This window comes from Sphaerochaeta sp. UBA5849 (assembly GCA_002432715.1).
Classification (GTDB): Bacteria; Spirochaetota; Spirochaetia; order Sphaerochaetales; family Sphaerochaetaceae; genus Sphaerochaeta.
The window spans coordinates 1-16,241 of sequence record DJGJ01000026.1 but is presented as its reverse complement, the minus strand read 5'-3'; the positions used below and the strand labels follow the sequence as shown (position 1 = coordinate 16,241).

Here is a 16,241-nt window from a genome sequence, read left to right as displayed (position 1 = left end):
TCACTTGTTTGATAAGGCGTATTGGAGGGATACAATAAAAGTTCAGTACCAAAACGTCCGAAAATACACATAACGAGGTATCAGGATGAAAAGGTACGACAAAGGATTTAGAGAACAGGCGCTAAAGCTATCAGATGAAGTCGGTATAAGAAAGGCTTCCGAGCAGCTAGGCGTCGTATATGGAACTCTTGCCGACTGGCGAAAAAAGCGTGTCAGAAACGATAAAAACAAAAAAGCGGTTTCGATCAATTCTGACGATGAAATAGCGCGGCTAAAAAAGGAGAACAGCGAGTTGCAGAAGGCGAACTCGATTCTGAAGGACGCACTCGGTTTTTTCGTAGAAGACCGGAAGAGATAGAGGCCTGCGGACGGTTTGTATACGTTCTTGTACGTGCACAGGAAAAAGCCTATTCCGTCCGCCAGATGTGCTCTTCCCTTTCGGTCAGTGAAAGCGGCTACTACAAATGGAAACGAAACCGGAACAGTCCGAAAGCCTGGCAAATTCTGCTTGCTGAAATACATAAGATACTTGCCGAACATCAGGACAATAACAATTACGGGGTTGAACGAATGATGATAGCACTTGAGCAGAGGGGGATAAGCCGATCGTATTCAACCGTAAAACGAGCAATGAAGAAGGGAAACCTGCTCCACGAGAGCCGTAGAAGTCCCGATGGACTTACCAAGGCAGACAAGAAAGCAGATCGACCGGACAATATTATTAGTCAGGACTTTACAGCAGCAGAACCGAACGAGAAATGGTTAACAGATATTACACAAGTTCAGTGCAGCGATGGGACACTCTATATTTCACCCATACTTGACTGGGACACGTTATTACAATATGTACCAAAAGATTCTTGTTTGGTTCACTTCATCGAGCATGAAAATTCTTACCATTGAAACACACACTGACAGGACTATTCACTTACTCACTTGTTAGAGTCCGCTTGAATTAACCATTCAGAGTCAGAAGAAAACAACCAACCGGAGTCAGTTGCAACCAAAGTCAGAAGAAAAGAACCAAACCTACCAAGTTTTGTAATCTCTTATCTGAGCTTCATAAAGTTGAGCTCAACCTGTTCCCTGTCGATACCTCTGTGGCTTGAGCCGCTGAAGGTGAGGCAGATGGCCTTGTCCCAGAGTCTGTCAATGGCACACTCAAGTGCATCATCTTCATCAAAGAGTCCAACCCATTGGGAAAGGTCCTTGTTGCTGGTGAGCACAATGCTTCCGGTCTCCTTGAGGCTAATGCGGTCTATCAGCTGGAAGAAGAGAAGAGTCTCCTCCCTGCTGAACTTGCAGTAGCCGACTTCATCGATGATGAGGCAGGAATACTTGGAAAGACCGTTGAGCAGTCTTCCGGTTCCTTCCCTGACCAGAGCCTCATGGAACTTCTCCTTCAGCTCATCCATCTTGATGAAGTAGGCCTTCATCTTGTTCGAGCAGCATTCGTTTGCGTATGGTGCTAAATAACGGCCATGGGTGCGCAATTAAACGGCCGGCGTGCGCTTAAAAACGGCCATTGATATTCTTCTTCAAATATACTGACCCCGCACTCCTTCGGGAGTGACTTTCCACTATGGAGGTCGGGTCATGCTCGATTACAAGAAGATACTGGGGTTGCGGTATGCAAGCAATCTCAGCGGCAGGGAGATTGCCAGGAGCTGCAACTATAGCAAGTCGGCGGTCAATGAGTTTCTCAAGCGTTTCCGGGAATGCGGACAGCTTAAGCTGCCGTTGGGTCCCGAGGTGACGAACGAGGCCATCAATGAGTTGTTGTACAGCAAAAGGGGTGTGCAGGCTACGGATGCGGAGGACTTGTACCGGCAGGTCGAGTATGAGTCCGTCCAGAAGGCCTTGGCCAAGAAGGGGGAAACGCTCAAGAGGCTGTGGAGGAAGTACAATGCCATCGGTATTGTGGATGGGAGAAGGCCCTACAGCTACCGTCAGTTCTGCCAGAAATTCTCAAGATGGCTGGACTCGAAAAAGATCACCTACCACATCACACGCCTTCCCGGCGTGAATCTCGAGCTGGATTATGCAGGCAAGGCCTTGTATCTTCGGAATACATACAATCCTGACAGCCCCACCAAGGTAACCATATTCGTTGCAACCCTCTCATACAGCAAGTACTTCTATGCGGAGGGGATGACGTGCTGCGACAGCAGAAACTGGATCCGTGTCAACAACAATGCCTTGCGGTATTTCGGAGGTGTCACGCAGGTCTGCACACCCGACAACGCAAAGGTTGCCGTGCTGAAGAACATGGACTGGATCGATCCTCTCTTGAACAAGGATTTCCAGGAATGGGCCGCCTACTACGGCACAGCCATCCTTCCCGCCGTCGTTGCGGGGCCGACCTTCAAGCCGAATGTCGAATCCTCTGTCGGCCATGTGACCAGGAACATCCTGATGGATATGGACGAGATGACCTTCTTCAGCCTTGACGCATTGAACGCCGAGCTGTGGGATAGGATGGAAAGCCTCAACAGGCAGCCGTTCCAGGAACGTGACTACTCGCGCTGGGACCTCTTTCTCAAGGATGAGAAGGAGATGCTGCTGGCGTTGCCGCCCTCAGACTACGAATTCCTTGAGCGGCAACAGGTAACAGTGTCACAAGACTTCTCGTTCGTCTTCGACCATGTCCATTATACCATGCCTTACCGGTACATCAATCACGCGCTCGAATTGCGGGCCTCCGCACAGACGGTCTACGTATACAGCAAACACGGGATCGACCTGATCAGGGAGCACAAGCGCAGCCATACCCCGGGGGAATGGGTCATCCATCCGGGCGACCTGCCGGCGCATGCCACCGACTACGACAAGTGGAGCGTGCCTTTCTTCCAGAACTGGGCATCCCAGGTTGGTCCCAACACACGAATCGTCATCGACGCGATGATCGCTCAGGTCCCCCACCCGGTCCAGGCGTTCAGGCGATGCGTGGGGGTGCTGGGGTATGCCAAGCGCAAGACCAAGCCGGTCTTGGAGGCATGCTGTGCAGATGCCGTTTCCAAGGGCAAATGCACGTACACCTACATCAAGAACACCATTGCCGACTATGAAGATGAGGCAAGGACAGCCTCAACCCAAGCAGACAAAGCCGGGGAGCTGTCCGCCGTCGGGCAGGACAGGCCGGATGGCGGCCTCTACAAGGTTGACGGCGCCAGGTATTCCATCGATGCCATTCTCTCCCGCCAGAAGGGGGTGACCAATGGCTAAGAACTCAATGGACATCGAGCAGATGTTGGATTCCCTCGGTCTTGGAGAGATGAGCATGCGCCTGGACGCCCTCGTCCGCAGTCCCGAAGGGATGGACCTCAGCCCCCTGCAATTGCTCAGGGAAATTGTCACAGCGCAATACACCCTGCACAGGAACGAGCAGTTCCGGACAAACCTCCGGTTGAGCAGGCTTCGCCAGCAGGAAGCCTTGCTGGAGAACCTGCACACCGGAAACGGGAGGGTGTTCAACGACAACCTGGTAGGACAGCTCAAGACCTTGGAATTCGTCGACGACAGGAAGAATGTGACCGTGGTGGGCGAGAGCGGAGCCGGGAAGACTTACTTTTTGAGGGCATTCTGCATTGAGACGTGTAAGCGGAACTACCGGACACTGTTCATCGATTACATGGATCTCATGGACGAGCTGATTGTAAGAAAGCAGAAAGACCTGGAAAACTTCAAGAAGAGGCTGCGTTACTACAGCCGCATCCAGGTTCTCATGATTGATGACTTCCTCATTGCAAAATACAGCAGCGAGAGTCTGGACAACCTGTACAGCCTCATCAAAGAAAGGGCAATCCTCGGAAAGACCACCATGGTGAGCACGCAGTTCGGACCTGATGAATGGGATACGTGCATGAGCAATGACATCGGAGTCTATGCCAAGTGTGATGGCATTCGCTCCAGACTGATTGAGAACGGGTATTTTGTAGTGGTAGAAAAAGCAAGGTGAACCTGCTTAGGCGGCTGGTTTAGGCTGGCCGCCTATTACTGCACGCCGGCCGTTTAATTGCGCACCCATGGCCGTTTTTCGACGCCATATGCATCGTTTCCTATCGCCATCGCAAGATGGGTTTTTCCTGTTCCTGTGGGACCAATCATGATGACGTTTCTCTTGGAACTGATGAAGGAAAGGTTCTTCAGGGAGAGGACCTGTCTCCTTGCCTTCTCGTTCAGGAGATCCATGTTGAAGTTGCCGAAGGTCAGCGGAGCCTTCTGTGGAATCCTTGAGAGCTTCTTCAGTGTGTTTATCGCAGTCTCGTTCTTCTTCGTCACCATGGCGGAGAGGAAGGAATCCAAGGTCTCCAGCTCATCAGTAGAAGCATCGGAGTCCCCAATCCAGCCAAGGACGTCTTCGGAAGAAAGCGGAAGGTGCAGCTCCTCGACGTACCTTCCGTATCGGAGGAGGAAATCTTCAGTCGTCATCACTGCCTCCTTCCGAAAGGATTGAGAACCTTTCGAACCTCTTCAGGGAATCCTTCGGAGCCTCAAACCTCAGGACTGACGTCACCTTCTGCGTCGGAAGTTCCTCCGGTTCCTGGGACCATTGGCCTATGCAGTTCTTCGGTCTCTTCGACCAGTTCACCTGATGGGTGTAGAGAACGTCGAAGGTCTCGGGGGAGAGTATCTGCAGCACTTCCCCGGCCCTCTGCACCCGCACCGTCTTGCCGGAAAAGCTCATCGGAACACCATAGAGGCGGTTCTCATAGTTGACGTAGCCGTCATAGCTTATCTTCCTCAAAGGCGACAAATAAGGGATTATGGCATTCATCTTCGGCAGTCTCCCCAAGTTTTCATGCCTGAAGTGCTCTTCCATCGGCACCAGGTCCCTGGTCCTTGTGACGAGGCTGTTCTTCTCATGGCACCAGTCCAAGGCTGACCTGTTCAGGTCAGTGAGGTTGGAGAAGGTCCTTCCCTGTATGAAGTTTCCCTTCACGTACCTCACAATCCTCTCGATCTTGCCTTTCGACCATGGGTGGGCGACCTTATGGAGCGAAGTCTTGAATCCGACGAGCTTCTGGAATGCCTCATAGTCCTTGTTCCAGACAGGGGTTCCATCCATCAGCCTTCGCACCACGACGCTCTTCATGTTGTCGGTGTAGACCTTCTTCGGGACGCCCATGACGGAAAAGGCATGGACCATTCCGATGAACAGGTTCTCCTGTCTTGCCGATGGGAAGAACTCGATGTACCTGAGTCCGCAGTGATGGCAGACCATGGCGAAGCAGGCGCACTGCCATTCGCCACCGGAGTCATCGGCGACCCTGACGAATCCCCAGTCCATCTGGAACATTTCGCCAGGATCCGTTTCATAGCGCCGACCTCTGTTGGGAGTTTCGGCAGCAAGGATCCTCTGTGCCGGGACCAGGTCCTGGTGGGCGCTGATGTAGTTCTTGACTGTGGTGAGACCACCCTTGTATCCCTGTTTCCTGATGGAGTCGAAGATCACCTGGGAGTTGGTGATGCCTCTACGGAGGTAGTCGTCATTGATGATGTCTTCAAAGCCGGAAAGCTTGGTCTTGACGGTGCGCTTTCCCAAATTCCCGTTTGGAATGAGGATGAAGTCATTCTTCTTCAGCCTCCGCAATTGTTCTCTTGTCAAAGGAAGCCTTCTCTCCAGTGCGGCAAGATTTGGCCTTCCGCACTCTTCAATGACTTCCCTGACTGCTTGTGTTAGAATGTCCTGTGTAATTTCCTGGGACATGCATTCTCCTTTACTTGGTAGATTTGGTCATCCACTAGTATAGGTTCTTGCCTGTCCCTTTTTGGTTCTTTTCTGTTGACGATTATTGGTTGTTTCTGTCTGACTACTTTTGGGTGTTTTCAACTGACGCTAACATCACTAGTCAGAAGCACCACCGTCTCAAGGTGGCTGGAGAGGACAGAATGAATGTCATTTGAGTACGTCCGTTCTCGGAAACATATCCACTTCGCTTTTGGCACTATCGGTATACGGGAACATATCCAATCTCTCTCTGGAATGTATACCATACTTTTAAAAGGCAGAATAGCATTTTAACTTATGCTACCCTACCTATAACTAAACATTTACAGTTGCATGTGGCCTATTGTTTTTAGCCGTTAAATATTTTATAACTATTAAATAGCGATACAAATTGTTCGAAACTAATGTTGTTTATATCATATATTCTCGCATATTTTAAAGCTTTATTAAATTGATTTTTTGTAAACAGTTTTTCATACTCTTTGTTAACCCATTTCATTACAAAAGTTTCATATTTTTTTCTCTCTTTAAATGCCATTTTTGCTGGCTTTCTTTTTAATACAATTAATGCGCTATCCACTTTAGGTTTTGGATGGAAATAATACCTGGGAATTTTTGCTAATATAGAAATATCTACCTCTGCCATTAACAGCAATGCTAGTGATCTGTTTGTATCTAATAACCTTTTAGCAAAACCATATTCTACTATTAAATAACTTATTGTGGCTGAACTTTCAAAAACAATTTTTCGAATTATATTTGTGCTTATGTTGTAAGGTATGCTGCCAAATATTTTATATGGATTGTGGCTAGGAAATGTAAATTTTAGTATATCATCATTTACTATTTGATAGTTAGGATAATTTAAGAGCTTATTACGAGTTACCTCACATAATTTAGAATCAATTTCTATTGCCGTAACAAAATTACATCTCTTTACCAATTCAGCAGTAAAATGACCTTTCCCTGCACCTATTTCAAAGATGTTATCTTTTTCATCTAAACTTATGCAATTCATTATTTTTTCTATGTGATATTTTGAAGTAATAAAATTTTGACTATCTTTTATATTTACTTTGTTCATAATAACCCCTCCTACTAGCATTCCAGATGCAAAAGCGATTTCGGTAATAGAAATATGCACAGGTGTTCCATTAAAGTATTCCATGCTTATTAAAGGAAATAGTGCATTAATTGGCATATAAACAAAAGTATATAGTGTTCCTAAGAGTAATGTAAACGTAAACTCGTAGCCCATTCTTAAACATTCACCGATGTTTTAAGCTTGGAGCATGGAATGTTATGGTGAAGAGAAAAGGTCAGTAACGCTTACCTCTGAGAATATACGGTTCTGTTCTCAGCGGGTCGGCCTTTGCCCCAGAGAGGAGATTCTGGTATTCATCTACCCAGCTCAAATCGGCTTTGCCAGGAACCATTGCATCCCAATCAGCATCGCTTTTACAAGAACCGGCCTTAGCAAACAGATGGGTAAGGTAACTCTGGACATTAATACCCATGGCTTTGCAGCTTTCGGTCAACGAGAAGTAGAGGGCAGAAGCTTCAGCTCCTTGGGGTGTTTGGGCAAAGAGGAATCCTTTTCGTGCCAAAACGAAGGGCCTAATGGCATTCTCGGCATCATTGTTCCCACTGGTAGCATATGGTGTGTTTTGTCAAGCAAAAATCCTTGGTCTAATCACCAGGGAATCCCGTGTCTAATCACGGGAAATTCCCGGGTTTTATCATCTGCACAGGAATCTATGCAGATATCCAGAAGCTATGGCTTGTAATCAGGGACATCCTCATATTCATCCTCAATCACGAAGCTCTCTTTTGAATCCACTTTTTCTTGCAGCTGGTGTGCAATCTTACTTTTCAGGTAGGCCATCTTGTTGCCCAAATAAGCCATCTCATTCTCGATCTTGTCCAAGCCGTACAACAGTCGAAGCCTTCCTTCAGGGCTTTGGTACTGCATCACTATCTTTCTGGCCTGTTCATGCAGGTCCTGTTCCGAGTATTCATGCGGGCTGGGTTCTATCCCCAACCGGTCCAATAGGATCTGCTCGAGCTCCTCGGTGAATTTTGTACCGTCGTATCGGTAGCATGAGCGCAGTTCACGCAAGTATTGTTTGTCAACGACCATGTTCGTCACCTCCTTTCGACCGCTCGGATGCGGTCTTGCGCATCAATGCATGCTCCATCCGGTAGCTCGGCCCCTCGAATACAAGCAGGTGACCATGGTGGATGAGCCTGTCGATCATTGCAGCAGCCATCTGCTGGTCGGTGAAGATGCCACCCCACTTGGAAAACTCGAGGTTCGTCGTAAGGATGAGGCTTTTGCTCTCGTAGCTGTCGCTGATGATGCGGAACAGGAGCTGGGACCCCTCCTTGTCCACCGGTACGTACCCCCACTCATCAAGAATGAGCAGATCCAGTCTGCGTATGTCCGACACCAGGCGTTCCAAGACTCCGTTCTTCCGTGCCTCGGCCAGTTTCAGCACCAGCTCGGTCACCGTATAGAACCGGGCTGCAAGGCCCATCTCGCAGGCCTTCATCCCCAGTGCTATGGCCATATGCGTTTTTCCGGTTCCCACCGGCCCATAGCAGACCAGATTGGTCTTCCTGCCAATGAATTCGCAGCCTTCCAGTTCCCCCCTGGTAATGGAAGGCGGCAGGCGCACGTGCGAATAGTCATAGCCTTCCATGCTCTTGGGCATGGGAAACCGGGCCCTGTTGAGCAGCCTGGAGCGTTTTGAGCGTTCCCGGCTCTCCACCTCCATTGACAGTACGTCATGCAGGAACTCTTCCTGCCTCGGCGTTGCCTGCTGGCACAACGCTACCAGCTGTTGGGAAAGGAACAGTTTCCGGCACATGTCCGATATCTCTTCCCTGCGTTGGATGCGGATGGTTGAAGTCATCATCATGGCTGCACCCTCCGCTGTTCCAGAAGCTGGTCGTACAACGAAAGGTCGGGACCGGCGTCCAGGTCGGTTTGGTCTCCGAACTCCGCCATCCTCGCCGCAAACACCATTGCATCGCTGAACGGGGCGTTGCCGGGGTTCCTCAGCACCAGGTCGAACGCATCAAGGGCTCTTTCGAAGCTGTAGCGCTCGCTCAGCAGGTTCATCGTTCGCAGGGCATCCTTCAGCGATTCCCTGTCCAGCGCATCGAGATAATCGCGTACGGGGGAGGACACCATCTCCCTCACACCGCTGTTGGGCCACGCTCCCACATTTCTCATGAGTACGGCCATGGAGGTTCTTGGGTCGACGCTGTCGGACCGCTCCTTGCCGAATTTGCGGACATGGCTCACCAGGATCTTGCGCTTATCGTCATAGATGTCGACGGTGTGGGCCCGGATGCCCACCAGCACTTCGCTTCCCCGGTATTCGGGACGGGTGGAGTAATGGTGGTTGCCGTCTATCTCCACCTTCCCGTACCCGTCGGCCTTGGCGTACACATACCGACAGACATCAAAACGGTGTCGGGGCAGCGGCAGCAGTGCCTCGCGGTCCTGTTCGAAAAGCTCGCCTATGATTGTGTTCTTCTTGTAATGGGTATTTCCCTGAAAGCTCGTCGCCTGCTCCAGCAAGCCCTTGTTGTATTGCTGCAGGTCGTCGAACTCGGGCAGGGGAACGAACCGGTTCCTGCGGACCGTGCCGATTTTATTCTCGACGCACCCCTTTTCCCATCCACTACCCGGACTGCAGAATCGTATGGAGAAGCCGTAGTGAGCCCTGAATTGGGCGAAGAGCTTCGCTTCCCGTATCTCCTGCCCGATGCGACGACCTGCTCCGGTGGCATTGTCTATCACAACCAGGGGGAAGACTCCGCCGATGAACTCAAAGACGTCCTGAAAGCCCTGGCAGATGCATTCGCTGGTCTCTCCGTTGAACATCTGGGGAAAATCCGCATTTGAATTCGGAAACACGCAGACAAGATAATGCTTGCGCTGCTTGACGCCTCTTTCATAGCAGTCCGCCTCGCCGAAGTCCCCCTGGGCCTCACCCGGATGCCATACCAGCTCCTGGCAGGCCCTGTAACTCGAGCGTTGTGCACGTGTTTTCCTCACATACCGCGATACCGTTGGGTAGGAGCAACCGAATTCCGGATGCAGCTCCACCAACCTGTCATAGACGCGCTGGGCGGTATGGCGCTGTTTCGAATTCTCCTTTTCATCGTTGGAAAGCCATCCGTCTATCTGCGGCTTGTAGGGGTCCAGCTTGCTGGGCAACCCCTCCTTCTTTTGAGGCGGCTTCGGTGAGAAGTCTTCCATGCAGAGGTACTTCCTCGCCGTCTTCTCATCGACCGATACTTCCCTGGCAATCCTTGCCACTGAGTATCCCTCTTTCCTCAAATCTCTGATACAATTGATTTGGGACATGCTGAGCACTTCTCCTTTCTCCTTTAATGTATTTGTTTCTACATCAAAGGTTACTTTCCAAAGGGCAGCTTCTCAACTGTCCCTTTGAACAATCCCGGGAATTTCCCGTGATCAGACCAAGGAAGATGAAGTGATCTTTCTAGGGATTTTTAGTTTACGCTACACATATGGAATATCAAGAAAGGCGTTCAACTGCTCCCAGCGTTTAAGACAATAATCAATTGCACCAAAGATTGGGCTTTTGGCAATGGCTACCTTCTTGTATCTAATAAGCCAATCGTGGATGGCAGCAAGATCCTTGCCCAAGATTTTTCTTCTTACAGCAAGGTACTCATCTTCACCCAATGGGTCTTTGCTTCTTTGGCGCTCAAGCAGCTCTCCTTCATGGTGGAAGAAGGTGGCATACAGAGTCAGTACTTCTTTAGCAAGAGCATTGTTCTTTTGAACCTTGAGAATATCAGCGAATTTGCGCCGAGCATGCACGTGACATCCAAGGTGGGTAAAGCTTCCACTTTTAGCGGCAGTGGCATAGCCACTAAGACCATCACTTTGAACTGCGTAAGAGTAATCACCCAACAAATCAGAAATGGAGCTATTGGTTCTTCTTCTGAGGTAATCAAAGATGACTGGGCCTTTGGTGAAATCTTTGGCTGTAGTAGTACGCACTGCCATAAAGCACTGCTTTGGCTCATCTTCACCTTCAATTCTCAAAACTTGAAGAGCTGTTTCATCAACGTTCCAAAGAGGATACTCTCTTACCGAGCGCTCCAATGCAGCCTTCAAGGGTTTAAGAGAAGTAGAAGCACTCATCATCCAGCCACTCATCGCTTGGCGCGAAAGCTCAACACCCATCGATTTGAATCGACTCTCTTGACGATACAGGGGAAGGCCATAGGCCATTTTATCCGCTACAATGGTTGCCAAGAGCGAGGGTTCACAAATAGTGCCTTTAAGAAGAGAAGGATCTTCTTCAGTTACTGTGAGTGTTTGACTCTCTCCTTCATCGCCAAGGCAACAAGGGCATTTGTATTGGGCAGTAGAATGACGAACAATAGCTTTAGAGGCTGGGATGACTGCAATGGCATCTCGAGTGAAGTAACCACTTCTCTCCATCATCGAACCACAGTGACAAAGCGGAGCTTCTCCTTCATGGATAACCTCAACGATTGGGGTGTTCGCATCAACAGTAAGGATGCGGCTTTTGTTAAGACGCCGAGTAACAGTTTTTACTCTTTGTTCGGTAACTTGCTCATCTTCAGCAACGCACTCCAATACTTCAGCAATATTTTCAGTTTCGGCTTCATCAAAGAGAGTAAGCTGAGAAGCAATAGCAGCTTCGCTTTTCTTACCGTAGAGTCTATGGGTAGCAGAAAGGTACAGGTTCTTCCAATGCTCAACTTCAACAGCTTTGTTTTCTAGCTCAGTTTCTAGGACAGTAACATGATCTTCTAATGTAGAAACATGGCTCTTCAGAAGCTGGTTTTCAGCTTCCAAAGATTGATCCTTTTTGCCTTGTTTTTCCTCTGTTTTGACCATGCTTGAGCTTAGCATTTCTAGGAGATAATTACAAGTATTCTAACGAATTATCTCTTAGAATAACACAGATTTAGAGAGTTTTTATTCACTCTCAAAAAGCCCATTTGCCTTCTACAGAAGGCAGCCTTCGAAACACATCTTGGCCGCTTAAAAAGCGCTTTACATCATCTAGGCAGAGACTCAAAGACTCATCTTCACTTTGGGGCCAACGAAACGTTCCACCAGTGAGCTTCTTGCTAAGAAGCCAAAATCCTTCGTCCCAAACCAAAATCTTGAGAATTGAGCGATCTTTGGAGCAGAAGAGGAACATCGCCTTTGAGAATGGATCTAAGCCCATATGATCTCTTACTAAGGCAGCTAAGCCCATAGCTCCCTTTCTCATATCAGTTGGCCCTACTTTGACGTAGTAGTCGTATGAATCGTAATCAAAGAACACGAGTAGCCTCCAGAGCCTGGAGGGCGACAGCCAATGCTTCTTTATTGCTCACTGAAGTTACTTCGATTGAGAATGAACCAAAGCAAATCTTTACTGATTCATTTACGGAAGCTGCTTTAGTAATCTTGGCAAATCCAAGGGTGGAACTTCTCTCTTTCCTGGCTGCACGCTTCTTTAGATCATAGTGCCAAACCCAGCACTTCATTAGATAGGAGTGCTCAACACCTTTGTAGTCTGCGAACCTAACATATACCCTATGGCTGCCAGTATCATTTCGGAACTGAATGAATTCCTCAATGAGTGCACGCCTTCTCTGCTTCTCTTCTTCACTAAGATACACAATCTGGTTTCCCATATTTTCCTCCATCAAGAGGATTGTGAACCATGGGAGACTTAAACTAAATGAGCAACGAGTTTACGCTTACAGAGTAATAAGGCAAATAATCCTTTGTTTTGTCTCAGTACGACAATTCCTTCTTTCATTTCTCTTATGAAATTTGGTTTCAAGCTTTGCACTTGAACGCCCAGCTTAGGAATACGTACAATTGCTACCGTAATAGACGCCATCACTGCCCCCAATACATCGATGGCAATAATAGCATTTAATTCCCAAACGGAATATAACAATGCTGCAACCGCCGGACTAACAATATAGCTTATAGACTGCAAAGACTGACTATAGCCTGCGCATTTCGTCAGCTGTTCTTCTGGTACTAAAAGTGGCGTAACAGCATTGAGTGCTGGGGTATGAAAAGCCGTTCCAATGCTACGGATAAACAATACTACCATAACCATCCAGATAGGTAGCTCCATATACAATGCAACAATAGCAAGCACTGCCCCAGCTGCTGCGATAATTAAATCAGCACCAATCATTATCTTCTTCCTATCATGACGATCCACTAATACACCAATGGCTGGTCCAAAGACCGCATAGGGTAAAAAACCTACTAGTGAAGCCATAGACAAGACCATCGCAGATCCTGTTTTTTCTGTAAGGTAAAAAATAATTGCTAATGTCAATGACTCTTTTAGGTCGTTCGGTAATGACTACTTGAGTCTTTCCGGTAATGACTCGTTTAGATGGTTCGGTAACCACAGTTTTCAGTAGTACGGTAATGACTTTTTTCACCAGTACGGTAAGCACTTTTTAAGGCTCCGACTCAGAAGTCAGCCAGCTTTTTTTCCTCCTTGAATTCCGGGTGTTTTATACGATATGACTCTCCTCTGAGAGAAAAACATCTTGAATGATGCAACAATCTGTCCAGCAGCGCCGCTGTGAGTACAGGATCACCGAGAACTTCAGCCCATTCCGTTACGTCCTTATTCGAAGTGATGATGAGAGAAGAACGTTCATACAAGTCGCTCACGAATGAGAAGAAGGTGTTTGCCTGCTCGCGAGTGATCGAGACATACCCGATTTCGTCGATGATGACCAACTGTGCCTTCCTGAGCCGCCTGATTCGGAATGCTGCCTGCCGCTGCCTTCTTGCATTGTCCAGGAGATCGATAAGGTCGCTCATCCTCTCATAACATACGCTGTATCCGGCATTGATGGCCTCGAGCCCCAAACCAAGAGCCAGCATGGTCTTCCCAAGTCCTGGAGGTCCGAAGAAAAGGACGTTGCTTGCCGCATCGATCCAATTGAGTTCTTTCAGCTGGAGAATCTGGGTGGGGGTTATGCCCCCATCCAATTCCGATGTATCAAACTCATCAATTGAACGAACATGCGGAGGAAAGTGGGCGCCGGCGTAATTGCGCTTCCTCTTCTTCTCATTTCGTGCATTCAGCTCAGCTTCCAGCACCGTAAGAAGGAATTGCCGAGGCGTGAGATTCTCCTTCTCGGCCTCGTTGATGAGGTCGGGAAGCAGCGCCGAAGCCTGTTTCAATCCGAAAGAGATGAGCAATCGTTGGACATAGGGGGTTTTGGGGTTTCTCATCATCGCTGGCCCCCTTCGTGTTCAGTGCTCAACTTCTGGAAAGCCTTTGCATAGGACTCCAGACCGCGTTGTTGGACTTTCACACCGGAAAGGGGCTTTGCCCCCAACGGGTCCAATGGCAAATCGCCGGGATGCGTTTCTTTCTCCATCAAGGTGAAGATGGTCTCAAGTCCGGCAATGCTGTAGGCATACTGATTGCAACAAGCTGCAAATACCTGTTCCAGGAATTCCCTTTCGATAGGTTTCCTGCTGTCCAGGAACCGTTCAATCGCCTTCAATTGATCATACCGGTACCGGACATGTTCCTTGCATACCCCGTTGATGAAATGGTCCAGGCTTTTGCTGTAGTACTTGACCCGCAGTGAGGTTGCAATTGCTTTCCAGGCATCGGAGGGCTCCTTCTTGAGTTCCGGGGCCTTTACCGTAATCCCCTTGCGCTTGTCTATCTCATGCTGGATGATCTTATCGCCTGTTTTGATGTCATAGATGTGCATTACATCATTGATGACCTTGTATTTGACTGAGGTGAAGCAATAGGTTCTGGGAACCGGGTATCGGTTCGCCTTGTAGCGGACATACGGCATGTCCTTCACTTCATAGATGACGAAATCGTTCTCCACCAGCGCATACAGCGAAGGCAGCAATGGTTGAAGGAACTGCCGTTCCACTTTCAGCTGCTCAACAGGTATTTGATATGTACCCCGTTCGATGCGGACATTCTTGCGGTTCTGCCAAGAGGATATCCCGGTCCTGACTTCCTGCAACGTATGCAATTTACGTGCACTGAAGTAGTTCTGCTTTACGAATTGTACAGACTTTTCGATTCCTCCTTTGGATTCTGGATCTTTTTTCCTGCAAACAAATAAGCTTAGGTTCTGTTCCTTGAGAAAGGCCGAGAATGTCTGGGTCTCGATGATCTCTCCGTACTTCTCCTCATAGATGAAAACGCTGTCCTGGTCGATTACCAACACCTCCACACGCCCGCCGATGCGCTTGAAGCAGAGGTAGAGGCCGCGGCACGCTTCTGCGGAATTGAACTTGTGGTCTTGCACCACCACAAACAAGAACTTGCTGAAGCGGAGCAGCATGCACATGAAATGGATGGTTATCCCATCTTCGATCTTCTGCTCACCGAAATCTACGATTAGTTGCTTGCCAGGAGGAATGTCGTCCACAAACTCATAGATTCGACCCTTGTTCTCAGCCTTCGGGACCTGCTCGGTGCCGCGCAACCAGCGGACATAATTGCGCAGCGTCTGCTCATTGCCCGGAAGTTGGATGACCATCCTTGTATCTACGTATAGCTCTTCCAGCACGTCGTAGATGCTGCTTATCTTCAGGTCCGGGGAATTCCTTTTCAGAATTTCTATGATGGTTGCTCGATACGGCTCTGTGTCGAACGCCCTCTCTTTTGCAAAAGGAGATTCTTGATTGGACTCTGTCTCGTCCATGTCGTAATATTTGGCCACAGTTGGCCAAGACGGGGGAGTCTCGTTGTCTTCGATGAATCGTCGAATGATTTCTGTTTTCGACAGACCCATTTCCTTCAGCTCTTGGATCTTCTGTTTCATGATGATTCTTTTGCTGACTGCCATTGGCGGCCTCCTGGAAAGTTGAATTTGGTTAATTCCACTTTACCTAGAGTTGCCGCTGATGGCTTTTGCAACTTCAAAAAGTCGTTACCGTCTCATCTAAAAGAGTGCTTACCGCGTCATCTAAAAACTTGCTTACCGTGAGACCTAAACGACTGGTTACTGTGCAACCTAATAAAGTTGTTACTGTGTCACCTCAAAAACATCATACCGCTAGCAAAAATAATCGCCATTTGCAGGATGGCACTAGTGATTAATGATACTGCCTGCCCTGCCCATATTGTATAAAACTTAAGTTTCCAATTGTTGTATTTTTCCATTGATATTATCTCCTGCATATTATTTTGCTTGAATTTCTATATTGAATAGCATTCTAGGCAATAAAAAATGCAGTCCTAAATCCACAATGTGGCTTTTGGTCTGCATACATACAATTTGGAAACATTCATATTAAAGATAACACCTTTTAGTTCATTGGATCATACCGAGATTTCAGCACCCGCTGATTTGGCACCATCACTTACTTTTTGTGTTTTCGATCAGTATTGTATTCGAGACATGAAATCGTACTCAATCTTCATGGCTATTGCAGTATCTTCCACCTGTGGGAAATTACCAAACTTTT

17 protein-coding genes and 3 pseudogenes are annotated in these 16,241 nt (G+C 48.3%); 4 read left to right on the top strand and 16 right to left on the bottom strand.

Features of this window, described 5'->3' with window-relative positions; translation table 11 throughout:
* Nucleotides 1-85 precede the first annotated feature (85 nt).
* Nucleotides 86-358 carry a transposase gene (locus B3K89_RS04185; RefSeq protein WP_345907104.1) on the top strand — a complete coding sequence of 91 codons (273 nt, stop codon included), beginning with the start codon at nt 86-88 and terminating at the stop codon, nt 356-358.
* A gap of 65 nt (nt 359-423) precedes the next feature.
* Nucleotides 424-903: a hypothetical protein gene (locus tag B3K89_RS04180; RefSeq protein ID WP_345907103.1), complete on the top strand. Its 480-nt coding sequence runs from the start codon at nt 424-426 to the stop codon at nt 901-903.
* 146 nt (nt 904-1,049) lie between these two features.
* Here B3K89_RS04180 and B3K89_RS04175 read toward each other — a convergent pair whose 3' ends face one another.
* The gene (locus B3K89_RS04175; RefSeq protein ID WP_345907102.1) at nt 1,050-1,493 is read right to left on the bottom strand and encodes an ATP-binding protein; all 444 of its coding nucleotides are present in this window, start codon (nt 1,491-1,493) and stop codon (nt 1,050-1,052) included.
* 103 nt (nt 1,494-1,596) lie between these two features.
* Between B3K89_RS04175 and istA (B3K89_RS04170) the strand changes: the two genes are divergently transcribed.
* Together istA (B3K89_RS04170) and B3K89_RS04165 are read left to right on the top strand one after the other, a co-directional pair.
* Nucleotides 1,597-3,225 (top strand): IS21 family transposase, encoded by a 1,629-nt coding sequence (gene istA, locus B3K89_RS04170; RefSeq protein WP_345907101.1) that lies wholly within the window; start codon nt 1,597-1,599, stop codon nt 3,223-3,225.
* Entirely contained in the window at nt 3,218-3,958 is a 741-nt protein-coding gene (locus B3K89_RS04165) for an ATP-binding protein (RefSeq protein WP_345907100.1), read from the top strand. Before istA (B3K89_RS04170) ends, B3K89_RS04165 begins: the two co-directional genes overlap by 8 nt.
* 53 nt (nt 3,959-4,011) lie before the next feature.
* Here the strand turns inward: B3K89_RS04165 and B3K89_RS04160 are convergent, their stop codons facing one another.
* From B3K89_RS04160 to B3K89_RS04090, 15 genes and pseudogenes are all read right to left on the bottom strand, one after another.
* A complete protein-coding gene (locus tag B3K89_RS04160; protein WP_345907099.1) occupies nt 4,012-4,431 on the bottom strand; it encodes an ATP-binding protein in 420 nt (139 codons plus the stop codon).
* Nucleotides 4,421-5,710, bottom strand: coding sequence for an IS21 family transposase (istA, locus tag B3K89_RS04155; protein ID WP_345907098.1), 1,290 nt, complete (start codon nt 5,708-5,710; stop codon nt 4,421-4,423). Before istA (B3K89_RS04155) ends, B3K89_RS04160 begins: the two co-directional genes overlap by 11 nt.
* Before the next feature lie 370 nt (nt 5,711-6,080).
* Nucleotides 6,081-6,815 (bottom strand): 23S rRNA (adenine(2058)-N(6))-methyltransferase Erm(G), encoded by a 735-nt coding sequence (erm(G), locus tag B3K89_RS04150; RefSeq protein WP_074050041.1) that lies wholly within the window; start codon nt 6,813-6,815, stop codon nt 6,081-6,083.
* Nucleotides 6,813-6,965, bottom strand: a pseudogene (locus tag B3K89_RS04145) (MFS transporter); the annotation flags it as partial. The pseudogene B3K89_RS04145 and the gene erm(G), both read right to left, overlap by 3 nt.
* Nucleotides 6,966-7,050: 85 nt before the next feature.
* Nucleotides 7,051-7,362 (bottom strand): annotated as a pseudogene (locus tag B3K89_RS04140) (transposase domain-containing protein); the annotation flags it as partial.
* A gap of 143 nt (nt 7,363-7,505) precedes the next feature.
* Nucleotides 7,506-7,871 (bottom strand): hypothetical protein, encoded by a 366-nt coding sequence (locus B3K89_RS04135; protein ID WP_345907097.1) that lies wholly within the window; start codon nt 7,869-7,871, stop codon nt 7,506-7,508.
* On the bottom strand, nt 7,861-8,652 hold the full coding sequence (gene istB, locus B3K89_RS04130) for an IS21-like element helper ATPase IstB (RefSeq protein WP_345907096.1): 792 nt from the start codon (nt 8,650-8,652) through the stop codon (nt 7,861-7,863). Before istB (B3K89_RS04130) ends, B3K89_RS04135 begins: the two co-directional genes overlap by 11 nt.
* A complete protein-coding gene (gene istA / locus B3K89_RS04125; RefSeq protein ID WP_345907095.1) occupies nt 8,649-10,112 on the bottom strand; it encodes an IS21 family transposase in 1,464 nt (487 codons plus the stop codon). Before istA (B3K89_RS04125) ends, istB (B3K89_RS04130) begins: the two co-directional genes overlap by 4 nt.
* A gap of 159 nt (nt 10,113-10,271) precedes the next feature.
* Entirely contained in the window at nt 10,272-11,648 is a 1,377-nt protein-coding gene (tnpC, locus tag B3K89_RS04120) for an IS66 family transposase (RefSeq protein WP_345907094.1), read from the bottom strand.
* A gap of 91 nt (nt 11,649-11,739) precedes the next feature.
* The gene (tnpB, locus tag B3K89_RS04115; RefSeq protein ID WP_332446987.1) at nt 11,740-12,084 is read right to left on the bottom strand and encodes an IS66 family insertion sequence element accessory protein TnpB; all 345 of its coding nucleotides are present in this window, start codon (nt 12,082-12,084) and stop codon (nt 11,740-11,742) included.
* Nucleotides 12,074-12,439 carry a hypothetical protein gene (locus B3K89_RS04110; protein WP_332446986.1) on the bottom strand — a complete coding sequence of 122 codons (366 nt, stop codon included), beginning with the start codon at nt 12,437-12,439 and terminating at the stop codon, nt 12,074-12,076. The genes tnpB and B3K89_RS04110 overlap by 11 nt, the downstream gene beginning before the upstream one ends.
* Nucleotides 12,440-12,510: 71 nt before the next feature.
* Nucleotides 12,511-13,107 (bottom strand): annotated as a pseudogene (locus B3K89_RS04105) (MFS transporter); the annotation flags it as partial.
* 140 nt (nt 13,108-13,247) lie between these two features.
* Nucleotides 13,248-14,027 carry an IS21-like element helper ATPase IstB gene (istB, locus tag B3K89_RS04100; RefSeq protein ID WP_345907093.1) on the bottom strand — a complete coding sequence of 260 codons (780 nt, stop codon included), beginning with the start codon at nt 14,025-14,027 and terminating at the stop codon, nt 13,248-13,250.
* Nucleotides 14,024-15,619: a hypothetical protein gene (locus B3K89_RS04095; protein WP_345907092.1), complete on the bottom strand. Its 1,596-nt coding sequence runs from the start codon at nt 15,617-15,619 to the stop codon at nt 14,024-14,026. The genes istB (B3K89_RS04100) and B3K89_RS04095 overlap by 4 nt, the downstream gene beginning before the upstream one ends.
* Nucleotides 15,620-15,807: 188 nt before the next feature.
* Nucleotides 15,808-15,936: a hypothetical protein gene (locus tag B3K89_RS04090; RefSeq protein ID WP_345907105.1), complete on the bottom strand. Its 129-nt coding sequence runs from the start codon at nt 15,934-15,936 to the stop codon at nt 15,808-15,810.
* Nucleotides 15,937-16,241 lie beyond the last annotated feature (305 nt).